At 71.2% G+C, this 15,011-nt stretch carries 13 protein-coding genes and 1 tRNA gene; 5 read left to right on the top strand and 9 right to left on the bottom strand.

What is annotated here, in order from left to right:
• Nucleotides 1-49 precede the first annotated feature (49 nt).
• The 4 genes from AB0910_RS23860 (at nt 50) to pyk (ending at nt 5,843) form a co-directional block, all read left to right on the top strand.
• Nucleotides 50-1,525, top strand: coding sequence for an aminotransferase class V-fold PLP-dependent enzyme (locus AB0910_RS23860; protein WP_366746661.1), 1,476 nt, complete (start codon nt 50-52; stop codon nt 1,523-1,525).
• Nucleotides 1,522-3,252: a SidA/IucD/PvdA family monooxygenase gene (locus AB0910_RS23865; RefSeq protein WP_366746662.1), complete on the top strand. Its 1,731-nt coding sequence runs from the start codon at nt 1,522-1,524 to the stop codon at nt 3,250-3,252. Before AB0910_RS23860 ends, AB0910_RS23865 begins: the two co-directional genes overlap by 4 nt.
• Before the next feature lie 114 nt (nt 3,253-3,366).
• The gene (locus AB0910_RS23870) at nt 3,367-4,257 is read left to right on the top strand and encodes a hypothetical protein (protein WP_366746663.1); all 891 of its coding nucleotides are present in this window, start codon (nt 3,367-3,369) and stop codon (nt 4,255-4,257) included.
• A gap of 152 nt (nt 4,258-4,409) precedes the next feature.
• On the top strand, nt 4,410-5,843 hold the full coding sequence (pyk, locus tag AB0910_RS23875) for a pyruvate kinase (RefSeq protein ID WP_366746664.1): 1,434 nt from the start codon (nt 4,410-4,412) through the stop codon (nt 5,841-5,843).
• Here pyk and AB0910_RS23880 read toward each other — a convergent pair.
• Together AB0910_RS23880 and AB0910_RS23885 are read right to left on the bottom strand one after the other, a co-directional pair.
• Nucleotides 5,840-6,622: a helix-turn-helix domain-containing protein gene (locus tag AB0910_RS23880; protein WP_366746665.1), complete on the bottom strand. Its 783-nt coding sequence runs from the start codon at nt 6,620-6,622 to the stop codon at nt 5,840-5,842. The genes pyk and AB0910_RS23880 overlap by 4 nt on opposite strands.
• Before the next feature lie 110 nt (nt 6,623-6,732).
• Nucleotides 6,733-6,807, bottom strand: a tRNA-Leu gene (locus tag AB0910_RS23885).
• A 99-nt stretch (nt 6,808-6,906) separates the two neighbouring features.
• Here AB0910_RS23885 and AB0910_RS23890 point away from each other — a divergent pair.
• Entirely contained in the window at nt 6,907-7,551 is a 645-nt protein-coding gene (locus tag AB0910_RS23890; protein WP_366746666.1) for a response regulator, read from the top strand.
• Between the two features lie 96 nt (nt 7,552-7,647).
• Here the strand turns inward: AB0910_RS23890 and AB0910_RS23895 are convergent, their stop codons facing one another.
• The 7 genes from AB0910_RS23895 to AB0910_RS23925 form a co-directional block, all read right to left on the bottom strand.
• Entirely contained in the window at nt 7,648-8,364 is a 717-nt protein-coding gene (locus AB0910_RS23895) for an ABC transporter ATP-binding protein (RefSeq protein ID WP_366746667.1), read from the bottom strand.
• A complete protein-coding gene (locus AB0910_RS23900; RefSeq protein ID WP_366746668.1) occupies nt 8,361-9,275 on the bottom strand; it encodes an ABC transporter ATP-binding protein in 915 nt (304 codons plus the stop codon). Before AB0910_RS23900 ends, AB0910_RS23895 begins: the two co-directional genes overlap by 4 nt.
• 5 nt (nt 9,276-9,280) lie before the next feature.
• On the bottom strand, nt 9,281-11,071 hold the full coding sequence (locus AB0910_RS23905; RefSeq protein ID WP_366746669.1) for a branched-chain amino acid ABC transporter permease: 1,791 nt from the start codon (nt 11,069-11,071) through the stop codon (nt 9,281-9,283).
• Nucleotides 11,072-11,076: 5 nt separating this feature from the next.
• Nucleotides 11,077-12,006 (bottom strand): branched-chain amino acid ABC transporter permease, encoded by a 930-nt coding sequence (locus AB0910_RS23910; RefSeq protein ID WP_366746670.1) that lies wholly within the window; start codon nt 12,004-12,006, stop codon nt 11,077-11,079.
• A 173-nt stretch (nt 12,007-12,179) separates the two neighbouring features.
• Complete coding sequence (locus AB0910_RS23915; protein WP_366746671.1) at nt 12,180-13,415, bottom strand: branched-chain amino acid ABC transporter substrate-binding protein; 1,236 nt, start codon at nt 13,413-13,415, stop codon at nt 12,180-12,182.
• A gap of 290 nt (nt 13,416-13,705) precedes the next feature.
• Nucleotides 13,706-14,347: a hypothetical protein gene (locus AB0910_RS23920; RefSeq protein WP_366746672.1), complete on the bottom strand. Its 642-nt coding sequence runs from the start codon at nt 14,345-14,347 to the stop codon at nt 13,706-13,708.
• Nucleotides 14,348-14,506: 159 nt separating this feature from the next.
• Complete coding sequence (locus AB0910_RS23925) at nt 14,507-15,010, bottom strand: hotdog fold thioesterase (protein WP_366746673.1); 504 nt, start codon at nt 15,008-15,010, stop codon at nt 14,507-14,509.
• Between the last annotated feature and the right edge of the window lies 1 nt (nt 15,011).

Here is a 15,011-nt window from a genome sequence, read left to right on the forward strand (position 1 = left end):
GGGTGCCGGTCGTTGGGCACGGTGACGCCGACCACGCAGAAGGGCCAGGATGACCACCCCGCCGCACCCCCCGACACCCGGCAGCCCGCTGCCGCCGCTCGCGGGCGGCAGCCACGGCCCCGACGCGCTGCGGCCCCTCGTCGCCACCGTCCTCGACGCCCTCGCCTCAGGCGCGGCGGAACGCCGCGGCAGGCCCCTGCCCGCGGGCGGCCCCGAAGCCACGGCGGCCCAGGTGCTCGCCGCCGCCACCCCCGTCCTGCCCGAGCACGGCGCCGGCGCCGGCGAAGCCCTCACCACCCTCGTCCACAGCATGGCGGCGGGCGCCGCCGACCCCGGCCACCCGCTGTGCGCCGCCCACCTGCACACCCCGCCCCTCGCCGTCGCCGTCGCCGCCGACCTCGCGGCCTCCGCGCTCAACCAGTCCCTCGACTCCTGGGACCAGGCCCCGGCCGCCGCCGCCCTCGAAGCCCTCGTCACCCGCGCCCTCGCCGCCGAGGTCTACCGCGGCGCCGACCCGGGCCACGCGCCCGCGCCCGACGCCCTCGTCACCACAGGCGGCACCGAGTCCAACCAACTCGCCCTCCTCCTCGCCCGCGAGGCGCACGCCCGCACCGGCGGCGGCGTCCAGGTCGTCACCGGAGAACACACCCACCACTCCGTCACCCGCGCCGCCTGGCTCCTCGGCCTCCCCGAGCCCGTCACCGTCCCCGCGCCCGGCGGCACCCTCGACCTCGCCGCGCTCGACGACGCCCTCACCACCCTGCGCGGCCCCCTCCTCGTCGCCGCCACCGCGGGCACCACCGACACCGGCGCCATCGACCCCCTGCCCGCCATCGCCGACCTCTGCGCCCGGCACGGCGCGCGGTTCCACGTCGACGCCGCCTACGGCGCGCCCCTGCTGTTCAGCCCCCGCAGGGCCCACCTGCTCGACGGGCTGGCCCGCGCCCACACCGTCACCCTCGACCTGCACAAACTCGGCTGGCAGCCCGTCGCGGCCGGACTCCTCGCCGTCCCCGACACCGCCCTGCTCGCCCCCCTCGAACACACCGCCGACTACCTCAACGCCGACGACGACACCGAAGCGGGCCTCCCCGACCTCCTCGGCCGCTCCCTGCGCACCACCAGGCGCCCCGACATCCTCAAGATCGCCGTCACCCTGCGCGCGCTCGGCCGCACGGGACTCGGCGCACTCGTCGACCACCTCTGCGACAGCGCGCAGGAGTTGGCCGAGGCCATAGCGAAACACCCGCGGCTCGAACTGTACGAGACACCCACCCTCACCACCGTGCTGTTCCGGCCCACGGGCCCCGGCGACACCCCCCTGCCCGACACCACCGTCGCCGCCATCCGCCGCACCCTGCTGACCGAGGGCACCGCCGTGCTCGGCCGCGCCCGCGCAGGCGGCCGGCTCTGGCTCAAGACCACCCTCCTCAACCCCCACACCACCCCCGACGACCTCGGCGCGCTCCTCACCCGTGTGGAACACCTCGCCGACACCCTCGTGGAAGGCAGCACCCCCCGATGACCCGCACCACCCCGCCACCGCACCGCACCCCCGCCGCCCCCGCAGGGGCCCGACAGCACACACCGGGGACCGCACGTCCCGCAGGAGCCCGGCAGGACGCGCCACGGACCGCGCGCCCCGGCGGGACCGAGCAGGACGCACCGGGGGCGGCGCACCCCTGCGGGACATGGCAGGACGCACCGGGGCCCGCGCGTCCCGCGGGGGACTGGCAGGACGCACCAGGGACCGCGCGCCCCGGCGGGACGCCGCAGGACACACCGCACACCGCGCCGCGGGACACACCGCGCACCGCGAACCCGGTCGCGGCCCCGCGGGACACACCGCCGGGCGCGCCCGCGGGGGAGCGGCCCAAGGACCTCGTCGGCATCGGCATCGGCCCCTTCAACCTCTCGCTCGCCGCCCTCGCCGACGGCGTACCCGGCCGCATCGAGACCGCCTTCTACGAGCAGAACCCCGCCTTCACCTGGCACCCCGGCCTCCTCATCGACGGCGCCACCCTCCAAGTCCCCTTCCTCGCCGACCTCGTCACCCTCGCCCAGCCCGCCAGCCCCTGGTCCTTCCTCAGCTACCTGCGCTCCGTCGACCGCCTCTACCCCTTCTACTTCGCCGAGCGCTTCCACATCGAACGCGCGGAATACGACGCCTACTGCCGCTGGGTCAGCGCCAACCTCCCGGGACTGCACTTCGGCCACCAGGTCGACGCCGTACGCTGGAACCCCGAACGTGCCCTGTTCGAAGTCGACTTCACCCAGCTTGACCCCGAAGGCGAAGCCGAGGCCCTCGGCCGCGCGTACACCCGCAACATCGCCCTCGGCATCGGCACCGCGCCCCACATCCCCGAACCGCTCACCCCGCTCGCCGACGACCCCGCGGTCCCCGTCATCCACTCCTCCGACTACCTCCGCCACCGCGACCGGCTGCTGCGCGCGGGACACGTCACCGTCATCGGCTCCGGCCAGTCGGGCGCCGAAGTCTTCCTCGACCTGCTGCGCGCCCGCCCCGCCGGCGCGGAACGCCTCCACTGGCTCACCCGCACCGAGGCGTTCGCCCCCATGGAGTACTCCAAGCTCGGCCTCGAACACTTCACCCCCGACTACACCCACTACTTCCACCAGCTGCCCGAACACACCAGGAACGACCTCGTGCCCCGGCAGTGGCAGCTGCACAAGGGCATCGACCACGGCACCCTCGCCGCCATCCACGACGAGCTCTACCGCCGCACCCTGAACGGCGGCTGGCCCGACGCCACCCTCACCCCCGGCGTCCGCGTCCGCACCGCAGGACGCGTCGCGACCACCCGGGTCGAACTCCACCTCGAACACCTCCAGCAGGGCAGCCGCACCCGCCTCACCACCGACGCGGTCGTCCTCGCCACCGGCTACCGCGAGCGCCCCGCCGACCGGCTGCTCGCCGGGCTCGACGCCCACATCCGCCGCGACTCCGCGGGGCGCCCCCGCATCGACGGCGACCACCGCATGGTCCTCGACCCCGCCGTCAGCGGCTCCGTCTACGTCCAGAACGCCGGCGCCCACGCCCACGGCGTCGGCACCCCCGACCTCGGGCTCGCCGCCTGGCGCAGCGCCACCATCCTCAACCACCTCACCAAAGTCCCCGCCTACCCGCAGCCCCACCGCACCGCCTTCACCACCTTCGGGCTCGACGACCCGGCACGGCACGGCACGGAGCACGCGCCCCTGCGCCTCGTCCCCCTCGTCGAACCCGCCTGAGCCGACCGGCCCCCGCGCCCACCGGGCCCGCTGCGAGGGCCGGGTGACGAGTGTTCAACGGGCGTTGGCGCCGCGGTGACAGGCCGTTTCCCCGCCCCCGGTTCGATCACGGGCATGACCCGTGCGCACCGGACCACCGCCCCCCGTCCCCACCGCCGCCTCCGGCTCGGCGTCGTCACCGCTGCCGCCGCGCTCGCCGCGGCCTGGACCGTACCCGCCCACGCCGCCGAGCCCGCGAAGCCCACCTTCCAGATCAAGCTGCTGCTCGACCCCGCCCAGGTCCTCACCCCCGGCGGCACCCCGCTCGCCGCCGCCACCGGTGCGCTGGGCCTCGGCGCGGCCTCCGGCGTCGAGGCGGCCGAGTACCTCGACTCCGACAGCCGCCAGCTGCAGAACGAGGGCTGGAGCGTCCGCGTACGCCACGACGACACCGACGACAAGGTCAAGGAGACCTACAAGAAGCGGTACGGCATCGCGGGCGACGGCACCGACGCGGACGCCCTCGCCGACGCCCTCGACCAGGCCGCCGACGACTCCTTCGACGCGGGCGAGGACGACTACGACGCCCAGGTCGACCTCAGCTACGACCAGGCCACCCTCGACTTCTCCGACGGCAAGAAGGCCGACGCGGACGGCCTCGGGCGCGGACAGCTCCCCAGCCCCGCCGACGCGCGCGACGACGTCGTCCACGACCTGCCGGGCAAGCTCGACGACCTCGGCGCCAAGAACTTCGCAGCGGACCTCCTCGCCGGCGCCCACATCTACGGCCCCGTCGTCCAGACCGACTACCCGGCCACCGTCGCGGGCCACACCGCGGAACTCCAGGTCACACCGATGCGCGGCGCGCCCGCAGGCAGCCCGTACTGGGTCGAGCTCAGCGCGGACGCCACCACCCTGACCCAGGCCGTCGCCCTCCGCGGCGACCTGGAGGACGCACTCGACGCGCACGGCTGGCTCCTGCCGGAGAACGCCTTCAAGACCGAGCAGATCCTCGCCTCCTACTGAGCGCCACGGAACGTGACGGAAGGCCCTTCGAAACGCTCATCGGAGCGGCCTTCCGCACACTTCGCCACCCGGCAACAAGGCTTCACGCAAAGGTTGTTGAGGAGTCACGCGGGTCCAATTCCCTACCGCTGGGTAAGGTTTACGCTCGGTGTATGCGCCGAGCGAAAATCGTCTGTACCCTGGGCCCCGCGACCGACTCGTACGACCAGATCAAAGCCCTGGTCGAAGCCGGAATGGACATCGCGCGCCTCAACCTCAGCCACGGCACCCACGCCGACCACGAGGACCGCCTCCAGCGCGTACGCAAGGCCGCCGAAGAAGCCGGCCGCAGCGTCGGAATCCTCGCCGACCTTCAAGGTCCGAAGATCCGGCTCGGCCGATTCCGCGAAGGCCCCGTACTGCTCGAACGCGGCGACACCTTCACCATCACCGTCGACCCCCACGAGGGCGACCGCACCACCTGCTCCACCACCCACCACGGACTCGCCACCGACGTCACAGCCGGTGAACGCGTCCTCGTCGACGACGGCAAGGTCACCCTGGAGGTCACCGCCGTCGAAGGCCCCCGCGTCCACACCACCGTCATCGAAGGCGGCATGGTCTCCGACCACAAGGGCCTCAACCTCCCCGGCGTCCCCGTCTCCGTCCCCGCGCTCTCCGACAAGGACGCCGACGACCTCCGCTGGGCCCTGCGCGCCGGAGCGGACGCCATCGCGCTCTCCTTCGTGCGCAGCGGCCGCGACATCGACCCCGTCCACCGCATCATGGCCGAGGAAGGCGTACGGCGACCCGTCATCGCCAAGGTCGAGAAGCCCCAGGCCGTCGACGACATCGACGCCGTCGTCGCCGCCTTCGACGGCATCATGGTCGCCCGCGGCGACCTCGGCGTGGAGATGCCCCTCGAAGAGGTCCCCGTCGTCCAGAAGCGCGCCATCACGCTCGGCAGGCGCAACGCGAAACCCGTCATCGTCGCCACGCAGATGCTGGAATCGATGATCCACAACTCCCGGCCCACCCGCGCCGAGGCCTCCGACGTCGCCAACGCCGTCATCGACGGCACCGACGCCGTCATGCTGTCCGCAGAGACCAGCGTCGGCGCCCACCCCGTCGAGGCCGTCCGCACCATGGCGCGCATCGTCGAGGCCGCCGAGGAGACCGTGCTCGCCCAGGGCCTCCCGCCCCTCACCGAGCGCACCAAGCCCCGCACCCAGGGCGGCGCCGTCGCCCGCGCGGCCGCCGAGATGGGCGACTTCCTCGGCGCCGACTTCCTCGTCGCCTTCACCCAGTCGGGCGACACCGCCAAGCGGCTCGCGCGCTACCGCTCGCCCATCCCACTCCTCGCCTTCACCCCCGACCCCGCGACCCAGGCCGAACTCACCCTCGTCTGGGGCGTCGAGACCTTCCTCGGCCCCCGGGTCGAGACCACCGACGCGATGGTCGAACAGGTCGACGAGATGCTCCTCAGGCTCGGCCGCTGCCGCCGCGGCGACACCGTCGTGATCACCGCGGGCAGCCCGCCCGGCGTCCCCGGCACCACCAACCTCGTCCGCGTCCACCACGTGGGCGAGGACGACAGCCCGCGCTAGCCCTTCGCCCCCACATGGGCATCCATCAACGCGACGGCGTCCCGCCGCGCGACGGATATGTTCTGCACGGTGCGCCGCTGGTGGCAGGACTTCCAGGCGACGCCCACGCGGTCGAGGGCGCCGGTGTAGAGCGCGCGGATGTCGGCGGAGCGGTTCGTGAAGAAGTACCGCGGATACTCGTACCGCTTCCGGACGCCGCCGACGACCTTCTCCGTCCAGTTGGTGACGCGGCACCCGTCGGAGTGCACGAGCCCTCGCACGAACTCCCACGGGCACGCGTCCGTGACCGCCCGCTGCCACTCTTCCAGTACGATCCGCCGCTCGTGCTTCCTGCCGGGGCCGTGCTGCGGAAAGAGGCAGGGCCAGTGTCGGTCGTAACTGCCCACTTCGACGCAGCCCTGCCGCTGTGTGGTCCAGACGCCGTTCGCCGGCCGCACGGTGCGCACAGCGGCGCGGCACTGGACGATCAACCCGGGCCATGCGTCGGCGCAGAAGATGCGTAAGTTGTGGCCCCTGCGCCCCTGGGGGCTGATGCAGCCGTCACCCAGGTAGAGGCCGAGGAGATAGGCGTAGGCGGCGGGGTCCTGGGGCGGGGCCGGGGCGGCGCGGCAGCGGAAGCACGGCTCTGTCTGCGCGCTCATCCGCGGCCGGGCCTCGGGGCGGGTCTGCCAGGAGCGGATAGCCGCGCGCGAGATGCCTGTACGCCGGGCGACCGTGTTGAGGCTCAGTCCCTCGTCGACGAGGGCGAGTGCGCGTAGGCGCGTCTGCATGTCGTACATGCGGTCGATTGTCGAGAGGCGCCCCGACGAGGGGGGGCGGAGGCGCCGGAAGTTAGCTCGAACGGGTGTCGCGCACCCCGAGAGGCCCAACCTTCGAAATGAAGGAAATGTGCCCCAGGTGGGATTCGAACCCACACTGTCCGCTGTTTGAGAGCGGCCTCTCTGACCAGTTGGAGTACTGGGGCCTTGGAATCGGAGGGTGGAGGGTGACCCGCCGAGTCTCAGCCTATCGCAGATCGGTAGGCTCATGGAGAGCACCGCCCCGCCGTGAATCGAGGAGCCCCGTGACCACCCCCGACTCGCCACAGCCCGTCGAGGACGACGACAAGGCCCATGTCCCGCCGCTGACGACGCGCGTCGTCATCGCGGAGGACGAGGCGCTGATCCGTCTCGACCTCAAGGAGATGCTCGAAGAGGAGGGCTACTCCGTCGTCGGCGAGGCCGGGGACGGCGAGCGTGCCGTGGAGCTGGCCAGGGAGCACCGGCCCGACCTGGTGATCCTCGATGTGAAGATGCCGGTGCTCGACGGGATCTCGGCGGCGGAGCGCATCGCCGCCGAGTCGATCGCGCCGGTGCTGATGCTGACGGCGTTCTCGCAGCGCGATCTGGTGGAGCGGGCGCGGGACGCCGGGGCCATGGCGTATCTGGTGAAGCCGTTCAGCAAGTCGGACGTGGTGCCGGCGATCGAGATGGCGGTGTCGCGCTTCACCGAGCTGCGGCAGCTGGAGCAGGAGGTCGCGGACCTCACGCAGCGGCTGGAGACGCGGAAGCTGGTGGACCGCGCGAAGTCGGTCCTGCAGACGCAGTACGGGCTGACGGAGCCCGCGGCGTTCCGGTGGATCCAGAAGACGTCGATGGACCGGCGCCTCTCGATGCAGCAGGTCGCCGAGGCGGTCATCCAGGACGCCGAGGAGAAGAAGGCGAAGTAGCCCGCGCGCGGTGGTGCGGGTGCGGGGAGGCCCGCTCCGGATGTGGTTCCGGGGCGGGCCTCTTCGCGTGCGGTGCCGGTGGCGGCCGGTGTCCGTTCAGTCCTCGCCGAGGTAGGCCTTGCGGACGGACTCGTCGTGGAGGAGGTGCTGTCCGGTGCCGGACAGGACGATGTTGCCGATCTCCATGACGTGTCCCTGGTCGGCGAGGGAGAGCGCGGCCTGGGCGTTCTGCTCGACGAGCAGGATGGTGGTGCCGCGCGTCTTGAGCTCGGCGATGGTCGCCATGATCTTCTGCATCATGATGGGGCTGAGTCCCATGGAGGGTTCGTCCAGCATGAGCAGCTTGGGCTGGGACATCAGGGCGCGTCCCATGGCGAGCATCTGCTGTTCGCCGCCCGAGAGGGTGCCGGCGGCCTGTTTGCGGCGTTCGCCCAGGATGGGGAAGAGGTCGTAGGAGCGCTGGACGTCCTTCTCGATGCCGGCCCTGTCGGTGCGGAGGAACGCGCCGAGGAGGAGGTTCTCCGCGATGGTGAGGCGGGGGAAGATGTGCCGGCCCTCGGGGGAGTGGGCGAGGCCGAGTGCGACGATCTTGTGGGCGGGTACGCCGTTGAGGGGCTTTCCGTCGAAGGTGATGCGTCCCGCGGACGGCTTGAGGAGCCCGGAGAGGGTGCGCAGGGTGGTGGTCTTGCCGGCGCCGTTGGTGCCGATGAGGGTGACGACCTGGCCCGCCTCGACGGAGAAGCTGATGCCTTTGACGGCTTCGATCTTGCCGTAGGCGACCTTGAGGTCTTCGACTTCGAGGAGTGCGGTCATCGGTCGTCTCCGTCCGGTGTGTCGTGCGCGGCGGGGGCGGCGGTGCCGGTGCCGGCCGTGCTGTCGGTGCCGGCGGTGCTTTCGGTGCTGTTGTCGGGGTTCGCGGGGGTTTCCTCGTAGGGCGTGCCGAGGTAGGCGGCGACCACGCGTTCGTCGGCCTGGACGACCTCGGGGGTGCCTTCGACGAGCTTCTCGCCCTGGACGAGGCAGGCGACGCGGTCGCAGAGGTTGAAGATGAACCGCATGTCGTGCTCGATGACGAGGACGGCGATGCCCCGGTCGCGGATGGCGAAGACGAGTTCCTCGGTGGTGCGGGTCTCCTGCGGGTTCATGCCGGCGGTGGGCTCGTCGAGGAGGAGGAGCCCGGGGTCGCTGGCGAGGGCGCGGGCGATTTCGAGCTTGCGCTGCTCGCCGTAGGGGAGGTTGCGTGCGAGGTGGTCCGCCTTGTGCTGGAGGCCGGTGAACTCCAGGAGTTCCATGGCCCGTTCGCGGGAGGCGGCTTCTGCCTTGCGGAAGCCGGGGCCGCGCAGGATCGCGGACCAGAGCCCTTCCTTGGTCCTGGTGTGGCGTCCGATGAGGACGTTCTCCAGGACGGTCATGTTGGCGAAGAGGCGGATGTTCTGGAAGGTGCGGGCGATGCCCGCCTTGGTGACGAGGTGGGGCTTGGGCGGCAGGACGGTGCCCCGGTAGGTGACGCGTCCTTCGGTGGGGACGTAGAGGCCGGTGAGGCAGTTGAAGAAGGTGGTCTTGCCTGCGCCGTTGGGGCCGATGAGGCCGACGATCTCGCCGCTGTCGACGGTGAGGCCGACGGAGCGCACGGCGGTGAGGCCGCCGAAGCGCATGGTGACGTCGGTGGCGTTCAGCACGGTGGTGGCCGCGGGCGTGCCGGGGGCGGTGGCGGTGGTGCTCATGGTCGTTATGCCTCCGCCTTGGTGACACCGACGGTGCCCGCGGGGAGCCCGTCTTCGGGGACGTCGAGTTGGCCGGTCTCGTGGAATTCGAGCTGGCGGCGCCGGTTGGGGATGATGCCCTCGGGGCGGAAGCGCATCAGGAGGATGAGCGCGATGCCGAAGGCGAGGAGTTCGTAGTTCTGGAGGAAGCCGAGCTTCTCGGGGATGAGGTAGAGGAGTACGGCGCCGAGGATGGGTCCGCCTACGGTGCCCATGCCGCCGAGGACGACGGCGGCGAGGAGGAACGCGGAGTTGGGCGGGGCGGCTCCGGCGAACTGGTACGGGGTGGGCACGACGCTGTAGGTGACGTGGGCGCTGACGGTGCCGGCGAGTCCGGCGAGGGTGGCGCCGAGTGCGAAGGCGATGAGCTTGACGCGGAAGCCGTTGATGCCCATGGCGGTGGCGGCGGTCTCGTCCTCGCGGATGGCGACCCAGGAGCGGCCGATGCGGCTGTCCGCGGCGCGTTTGAAGACGAATACCACGATCGCGGTGAACAGCAGCATGAGGAAGAAGTAGTTGGCGAAGCGGCCGATGGTGAAGCCGCCGAGGTCGTGCGCGTTCCCGAAGTCGAAGCCGAAGAGGTTCAGGTCGGGGATGTTGGAGATGCCGTTGGGCCCGTTGGTGACGTCGGGGCCCGAGCTGCCGTCGAGGTTGTTGACGGCGATGCGGAAGATCTCTCCGAAGCCGAGGGTGACGATGGCGAGGTAGTCGCCGCGGAGGCGGAGTGTGGGTGCGCCGATGAGGACGCCGAAGACGAGGGAGGCGGCCATGCCGGTGAGGGCGGCGGCCCAGAACGGGAACTGGATGTGGATGCTGGAGTACTGGCTGCCGGAGACGAGCGCGGCGGCGTAGGCGCCGACGCCGAGGAAGGCGACGTAGCCGAGGTCGAGGAGGCCGGTGAGGCCGACGACGATGTTGAGGCCGAGGGCGACGGTGCCGAAGATCAGAATGTTGACGCCGAGGTTGGCGTTGTGGTCGTCGGCCTGGGTGAAGGGGAAGGCCACGGCGGCGAGGAAGGCCATGCCGGTGGCGAACCCCTTGTGGCGGCCGTTGAGTTCGGAGAACCGCTCGAAGAGTCCCGCGGCGTTGAGGGCCCAGGCGGCGAAGATGACGAGGAGCGCGAAGCCGATGAAGGTCTCGCTGTCGTCGTCGTCGATGCCGATGCCGTAGCTGAAGGCGACGAGGGCGAGGGCGGCGCAGAGGGTGATGATGACGCGCTGCGCCCAGGGGGCGGGCAGCGCGGCGCGCGGGATGTGGTCGGCCTTGGTGAAGTACGCCTTGACGCCGGTGTTTTCGTGGGGGAGTCCGAGGGCTCCGAGGAGGGCGATCAGTCCGGCGACCGCGGCGACGTAGGCGCCCGGGTCGAGGTTGACGAGTCCGCCGAGGTCGATGGCGATCGCGAGGGCGCTGAACCAGGTGACGGTGAACGCGGCGAGCGCGGCGAGGAAGACGGGGTTGGCGGAGCGTGCCGGGTTGAGCCAGCCGAGGCCGCGGGTGTGGCGGCGGGCGAGTCCGAACAGGACGGTGAGGGCCCCGGCCACGAGGGTGATGATCTGGAGCCCTGCGGGATATCCGTAGACGGTGAGGTCGCCGGGGAAGTCGCTGGTCCAGGTCCAGGACATGAAGGCGGAGACGACGGTGCCGAGTCCGCCGACGAGGACGAGTGCCTCGGCGGCACGCTCGGGCAGGGGGAGGGCGCCGGGCCTCTGGCTGCCGGTCCCGGGTGCCGGGGTGTGCTGTGCTGCTGTGGTGGTCATGGTGGTCACGCCCTGTCCGCGACGCGCTCGCCGAGCAGCCCTTGTGGCCTCAGCAGGAGTACGAGGATGAGGAGGATGAACGCCCAGACGGATGCCCATGCCTGGCCGCCGAACTGCTCCATGCCGGGGATGTCGGAGATGTAGGCGGTGGCCATGGCCTCGGCGAGGCCGAGGACGACGCCGCCGAGCATGGCGCCGTAGATGTTGCCGATGCCGCCGAGGACGGCGGCGGTGAAGGCCTTGAGGCCGGCCTGGAAGCCCATGGAGTAGTCGACGTTGCCGTACTTGAATCCGTAGGAGATGCCGGCGACGGCGGCGAAGAGGCCGCCGATGGCGAAGGCGACCACGATGATGCGGTCGGTGTTGATGCCCATGAGGCGCGCGGTGTCGGGGTCCTGGGCGGTGGCCTGCATGGCGCGGCCGGTGCGCGAGGTCCTGACGAAGAAGGCGAGCCCGGTCATGCAGACGACGCCGGCGGCGATGAGGAAGACGTCGCCGCTCTGGATGCTGATGGAGCCGAGGTGGTAGGGCCCGAAGGGGAGTTGGGGGAAGGGCCGGTTGGACTTGGCGTCGGGGTAGAGGTTGAAGACGATCTGCTGGAGCGCCAGGGAGAGGCCGATGGCGGTGATGAGCGGTGCGAGCCGTGGTGCGCCGCGCAGGGGCCGGTAGGCGAAGCGTTCGGCGCCGACGGCGATGAGGACGGCGACGAGGGCCCCGCCGACGAGCATGAGGGGGACGGCTATCCACATGGATATGCCGTGGGGGAGCCAGAGCCAGACGGTGAGTGCGCCGAAGCCTCCGGTCATGAATATCTCGCCGTGGGCGAAGTTGATGAGCTGGACGATGCCGTACACCATCGTGTAGCCGATGGCGATCAGCCCGTACATCGAGCCGAGGAACAGCCCGTTGGCCAGCTGCTGCGGCAGGGTGTTCACCGCATGGCCTCCATGTGGGTCAGGTGTGGTGTGTGCGGGCGGGGCCCGGCGCTGCCCGCTGCTTCGGGCGGCCGGGTTCCGGTGCGCCCGGTACCGCTGTGCTGCGGTACCGGGCGCACGGTGGGGCTGTATGTGGTGTGTTCGGCGTGGTGCCGGGTGCCCCGAGGGGCCGGTCAGCCGTTGAAGGTGCCGCTCTTGACGGCCTTCCACTTGCCGTTGGTGACCTGGTAGACGGTCAGCTGCTTGTTGGCGGTGTCGCCGTACTGGTCGAACTTGACGGGGCCTGCGATGCCCTGGAAGTCGCTGGCCTGGACGGCGGAGACGAGCTGCTTGCGGGCGTCGGAGGGCAGCTTGCCGTCCTTGGCGATCTTGCCGACGGCGTTGATGATCGCGCTGGCCGCGTCGAAGGAGTAGCCGCCGTAGGTGCTGTAGTCGCCGGGGTACTTCTTGGCCTTGTAGGTGGCGATGAAGTCCTTGGCGGCGGGCTCGGTGTCGAGGGGCGCGCCGACGGAGGTGGCGAGGTCGCCCTCGGACTCCTTGCCCGCGGTCTTGATGTACGTGTCGGAGAACATGCCGTCGCCGCCCATGAGCGGGATCTTGGCGCCGACGTCCTTGAGCTGCTTGGTGATCAGCTGGGACTCGTCGTACTGGCCGCCGTAGTAGAGGATGTCGGCGCCGGAGTTCTTGATCTTGGTGACGAGGGTGGAGAAGTCCTTGTCGCCGGTGTTGACGTGGTCCTCGCCGACGACCTTCCCGCCGTCCTTGAGGAAGTTCTGCTTGAACAGCTTCGCCAGGCCGGAGCCGTAGGTCTGCTTGTCGTCGACGACGAAGGCCTTCTTCTTCTTGAGGTTCTCGCTGGCGTACTGGGCCGCGAAGCCGCCCTGGAGGGCGTCGGTGGTCGCGGTGCGGAAGTACGTCTTGAAGGGGCGTGTCTTCTTGCCGGTCTGCCAGTTCTTGCCCTGGGTGAGCTCGGGCGCCGTGTTGGCGGGCGAGATCTCGACCATGTCTGCGCTGGAGAAGACCTGCTGCATGTTGGTCGCGACACCGGAGTTGAGCGGTCCGACGGCGGCGATGACGGTCTTGTCGGCGACGAGCTGGGTGGCGTTCTGCTGGCCGGTGGCGGGCAGCGCCTTGTCGTCGAGCGCCTTGACCTTGAAGGTCACGCCGGGCACGGTCTTCTTGGCGTTGGCCTGGTCGGCGGCGATCTGCACGCCGTACTGGAGGCCGAGGCCGGTGGCGGAGTTCTGCCCGGTGAGGGGCGCGTCGACGCCGATGGTGACGGTGGTGTTGCCGCCGGAGCCGCCGGATCCGCTGCCGGAGTCCTTGCTGTCGCGCGACCCGCAGGCGGTGAGGGTGAGTGCTCCGGTGGTGAGCACCGCGGTGAGTATGAGTGTGGAACGCTGTCGCACGGTAGATCCTCTCCCTGGCCCGGCCGCCTCGGGCGAGGTGGCCGGATGTCTCGCCGGGTCGTACGGGGTGGCACCGGGTTTCGAATGGGCGCGCCCGGCGGCGCGGTAACTGGGCGTGACTCTAGGCGAGATGGGACACCTCGGGCGCCCAGCGGACCGATGCTGTGACTTTCTTGTTATGACCAGGAGGAGATGACGGGGGCACAGTGTGGGCAGATCGGGTGTTTCCGTACGGCGGCTCTGTGTTCACATCCTGAGAACGCCCAGTTCCGCTAAGGGGCTTGGGTCGATCATGCTGCTGTCGCCCGGCAGAGGTCGCGCAGCGCGGCGGTGATGTCGGTGGCGTAGGCGCGGTCCAGTACTTCGGTGTGGTGCTGCATGTCGTTCCTGTAACGCAGTGTTACGTCCAGGAAAGGCAGTCGGACATCGAGCGGCACGGCGGCGCAGTCCCGCACGGTGATCGTCAACGCCACGTCGCGCGGGTGCCGTTCGGTCACGGTGAAGGGCGCGGCCGGGCTGCTGCGGGTGGTGAGTCCGGTGAACGGGTGGCGCACGTCCTGCACGGTGGCGGAGGGGCCGGGCGCGGCGGTGATGCGCACATGGAGTGTGAAGGTGTGTTTTCCGGGTGCGGTGGGGAGGGTGAGGCCGCGGTAGGCGACGGAGCGGATCCGTCCAGGTCCCCGCGCGTCCTCGGAACGCACTGGTCGGTGCAGGGTGTTGGCGGCGGCGATTCCGCCGAGCAGCAGTGCGCAGGCGATGCCGAGGGCGGTGGCGGCCCTGCGGTGGCGCAGGGGGCGGGCGCCGCTGACGACATCGCGCGGGGCGGTGGGGCCTGCGGTGGCGTGCGGTGTGCCGCCCGGGTGCGGAACGGGTCGCTCCGGCTCGGGTCCTCCGCCCGCCGCTGCGCCGGAAACGGGCCCGGATCCGGTCACCGCGGGCCCGCTTCCCGCACTGCGGCTGACCGGCCGCGGGCCGGGCCCCGGTGGGGCGTTCTCGCCATGGGGGAACGGTATGCCGTCACCTTCGGTGACACAACAGGCGGCGCCGGAGCGGGAGATGATCCGCTCCGGCGCCGCGGGGGCGTGCCGCGCCTACCGCGTGGGTGCGGGGGCGTCCCGCAGGAGGCAGGTGAGGCGGGCGGTGCACACGCGCCGTCCCTGCTCGTCGCTGATGACGATCTCGTGCGTGGTGGTCGAGCGCCCGCGGTGCACCGGGGTCGCGACGCCGGTCACGGTGCCGGACGAGAGTCCCCTGTGGTGCGTGCAGTTGAGATCGACGCCCACCGCGATCTTGCCGCTGCGGCCGTGCAGCATGGCGCCCACGGAGCCGAGGGTCTCGGCGAGCACCGCGGAGGCGCCGCCGTGCAGCAGCCCGTACGGCTGCGTGTTGCCCTCCACGGGCATGGTGCCGACGACACGGTCGGCGGACGCCTCCGTGATCTCGATGCCCATCCGGATGCCGAGGTGGCCCGCGGAGAACAGCGCGGGCAGGTCGGTGCCGAGCGCCGCGTACTCGTCGACGATGTCCTGCGGCAGCTTCGGTCCCGGCGTGCCGGACGGCCCGTCCGTCCCGCCGGTCTCGTACGTGTCGGCCATG

It is taken from the genome of Streptomyces sp. NPDC047002 (assembly GCF_040704505.1).
In the GTDB taxonomy this organism is placed as follows: Bacteria; Actinomycetota; Actinomycetes; order Streptomycetales; family Streptomycetaceae; genus Streptomyces.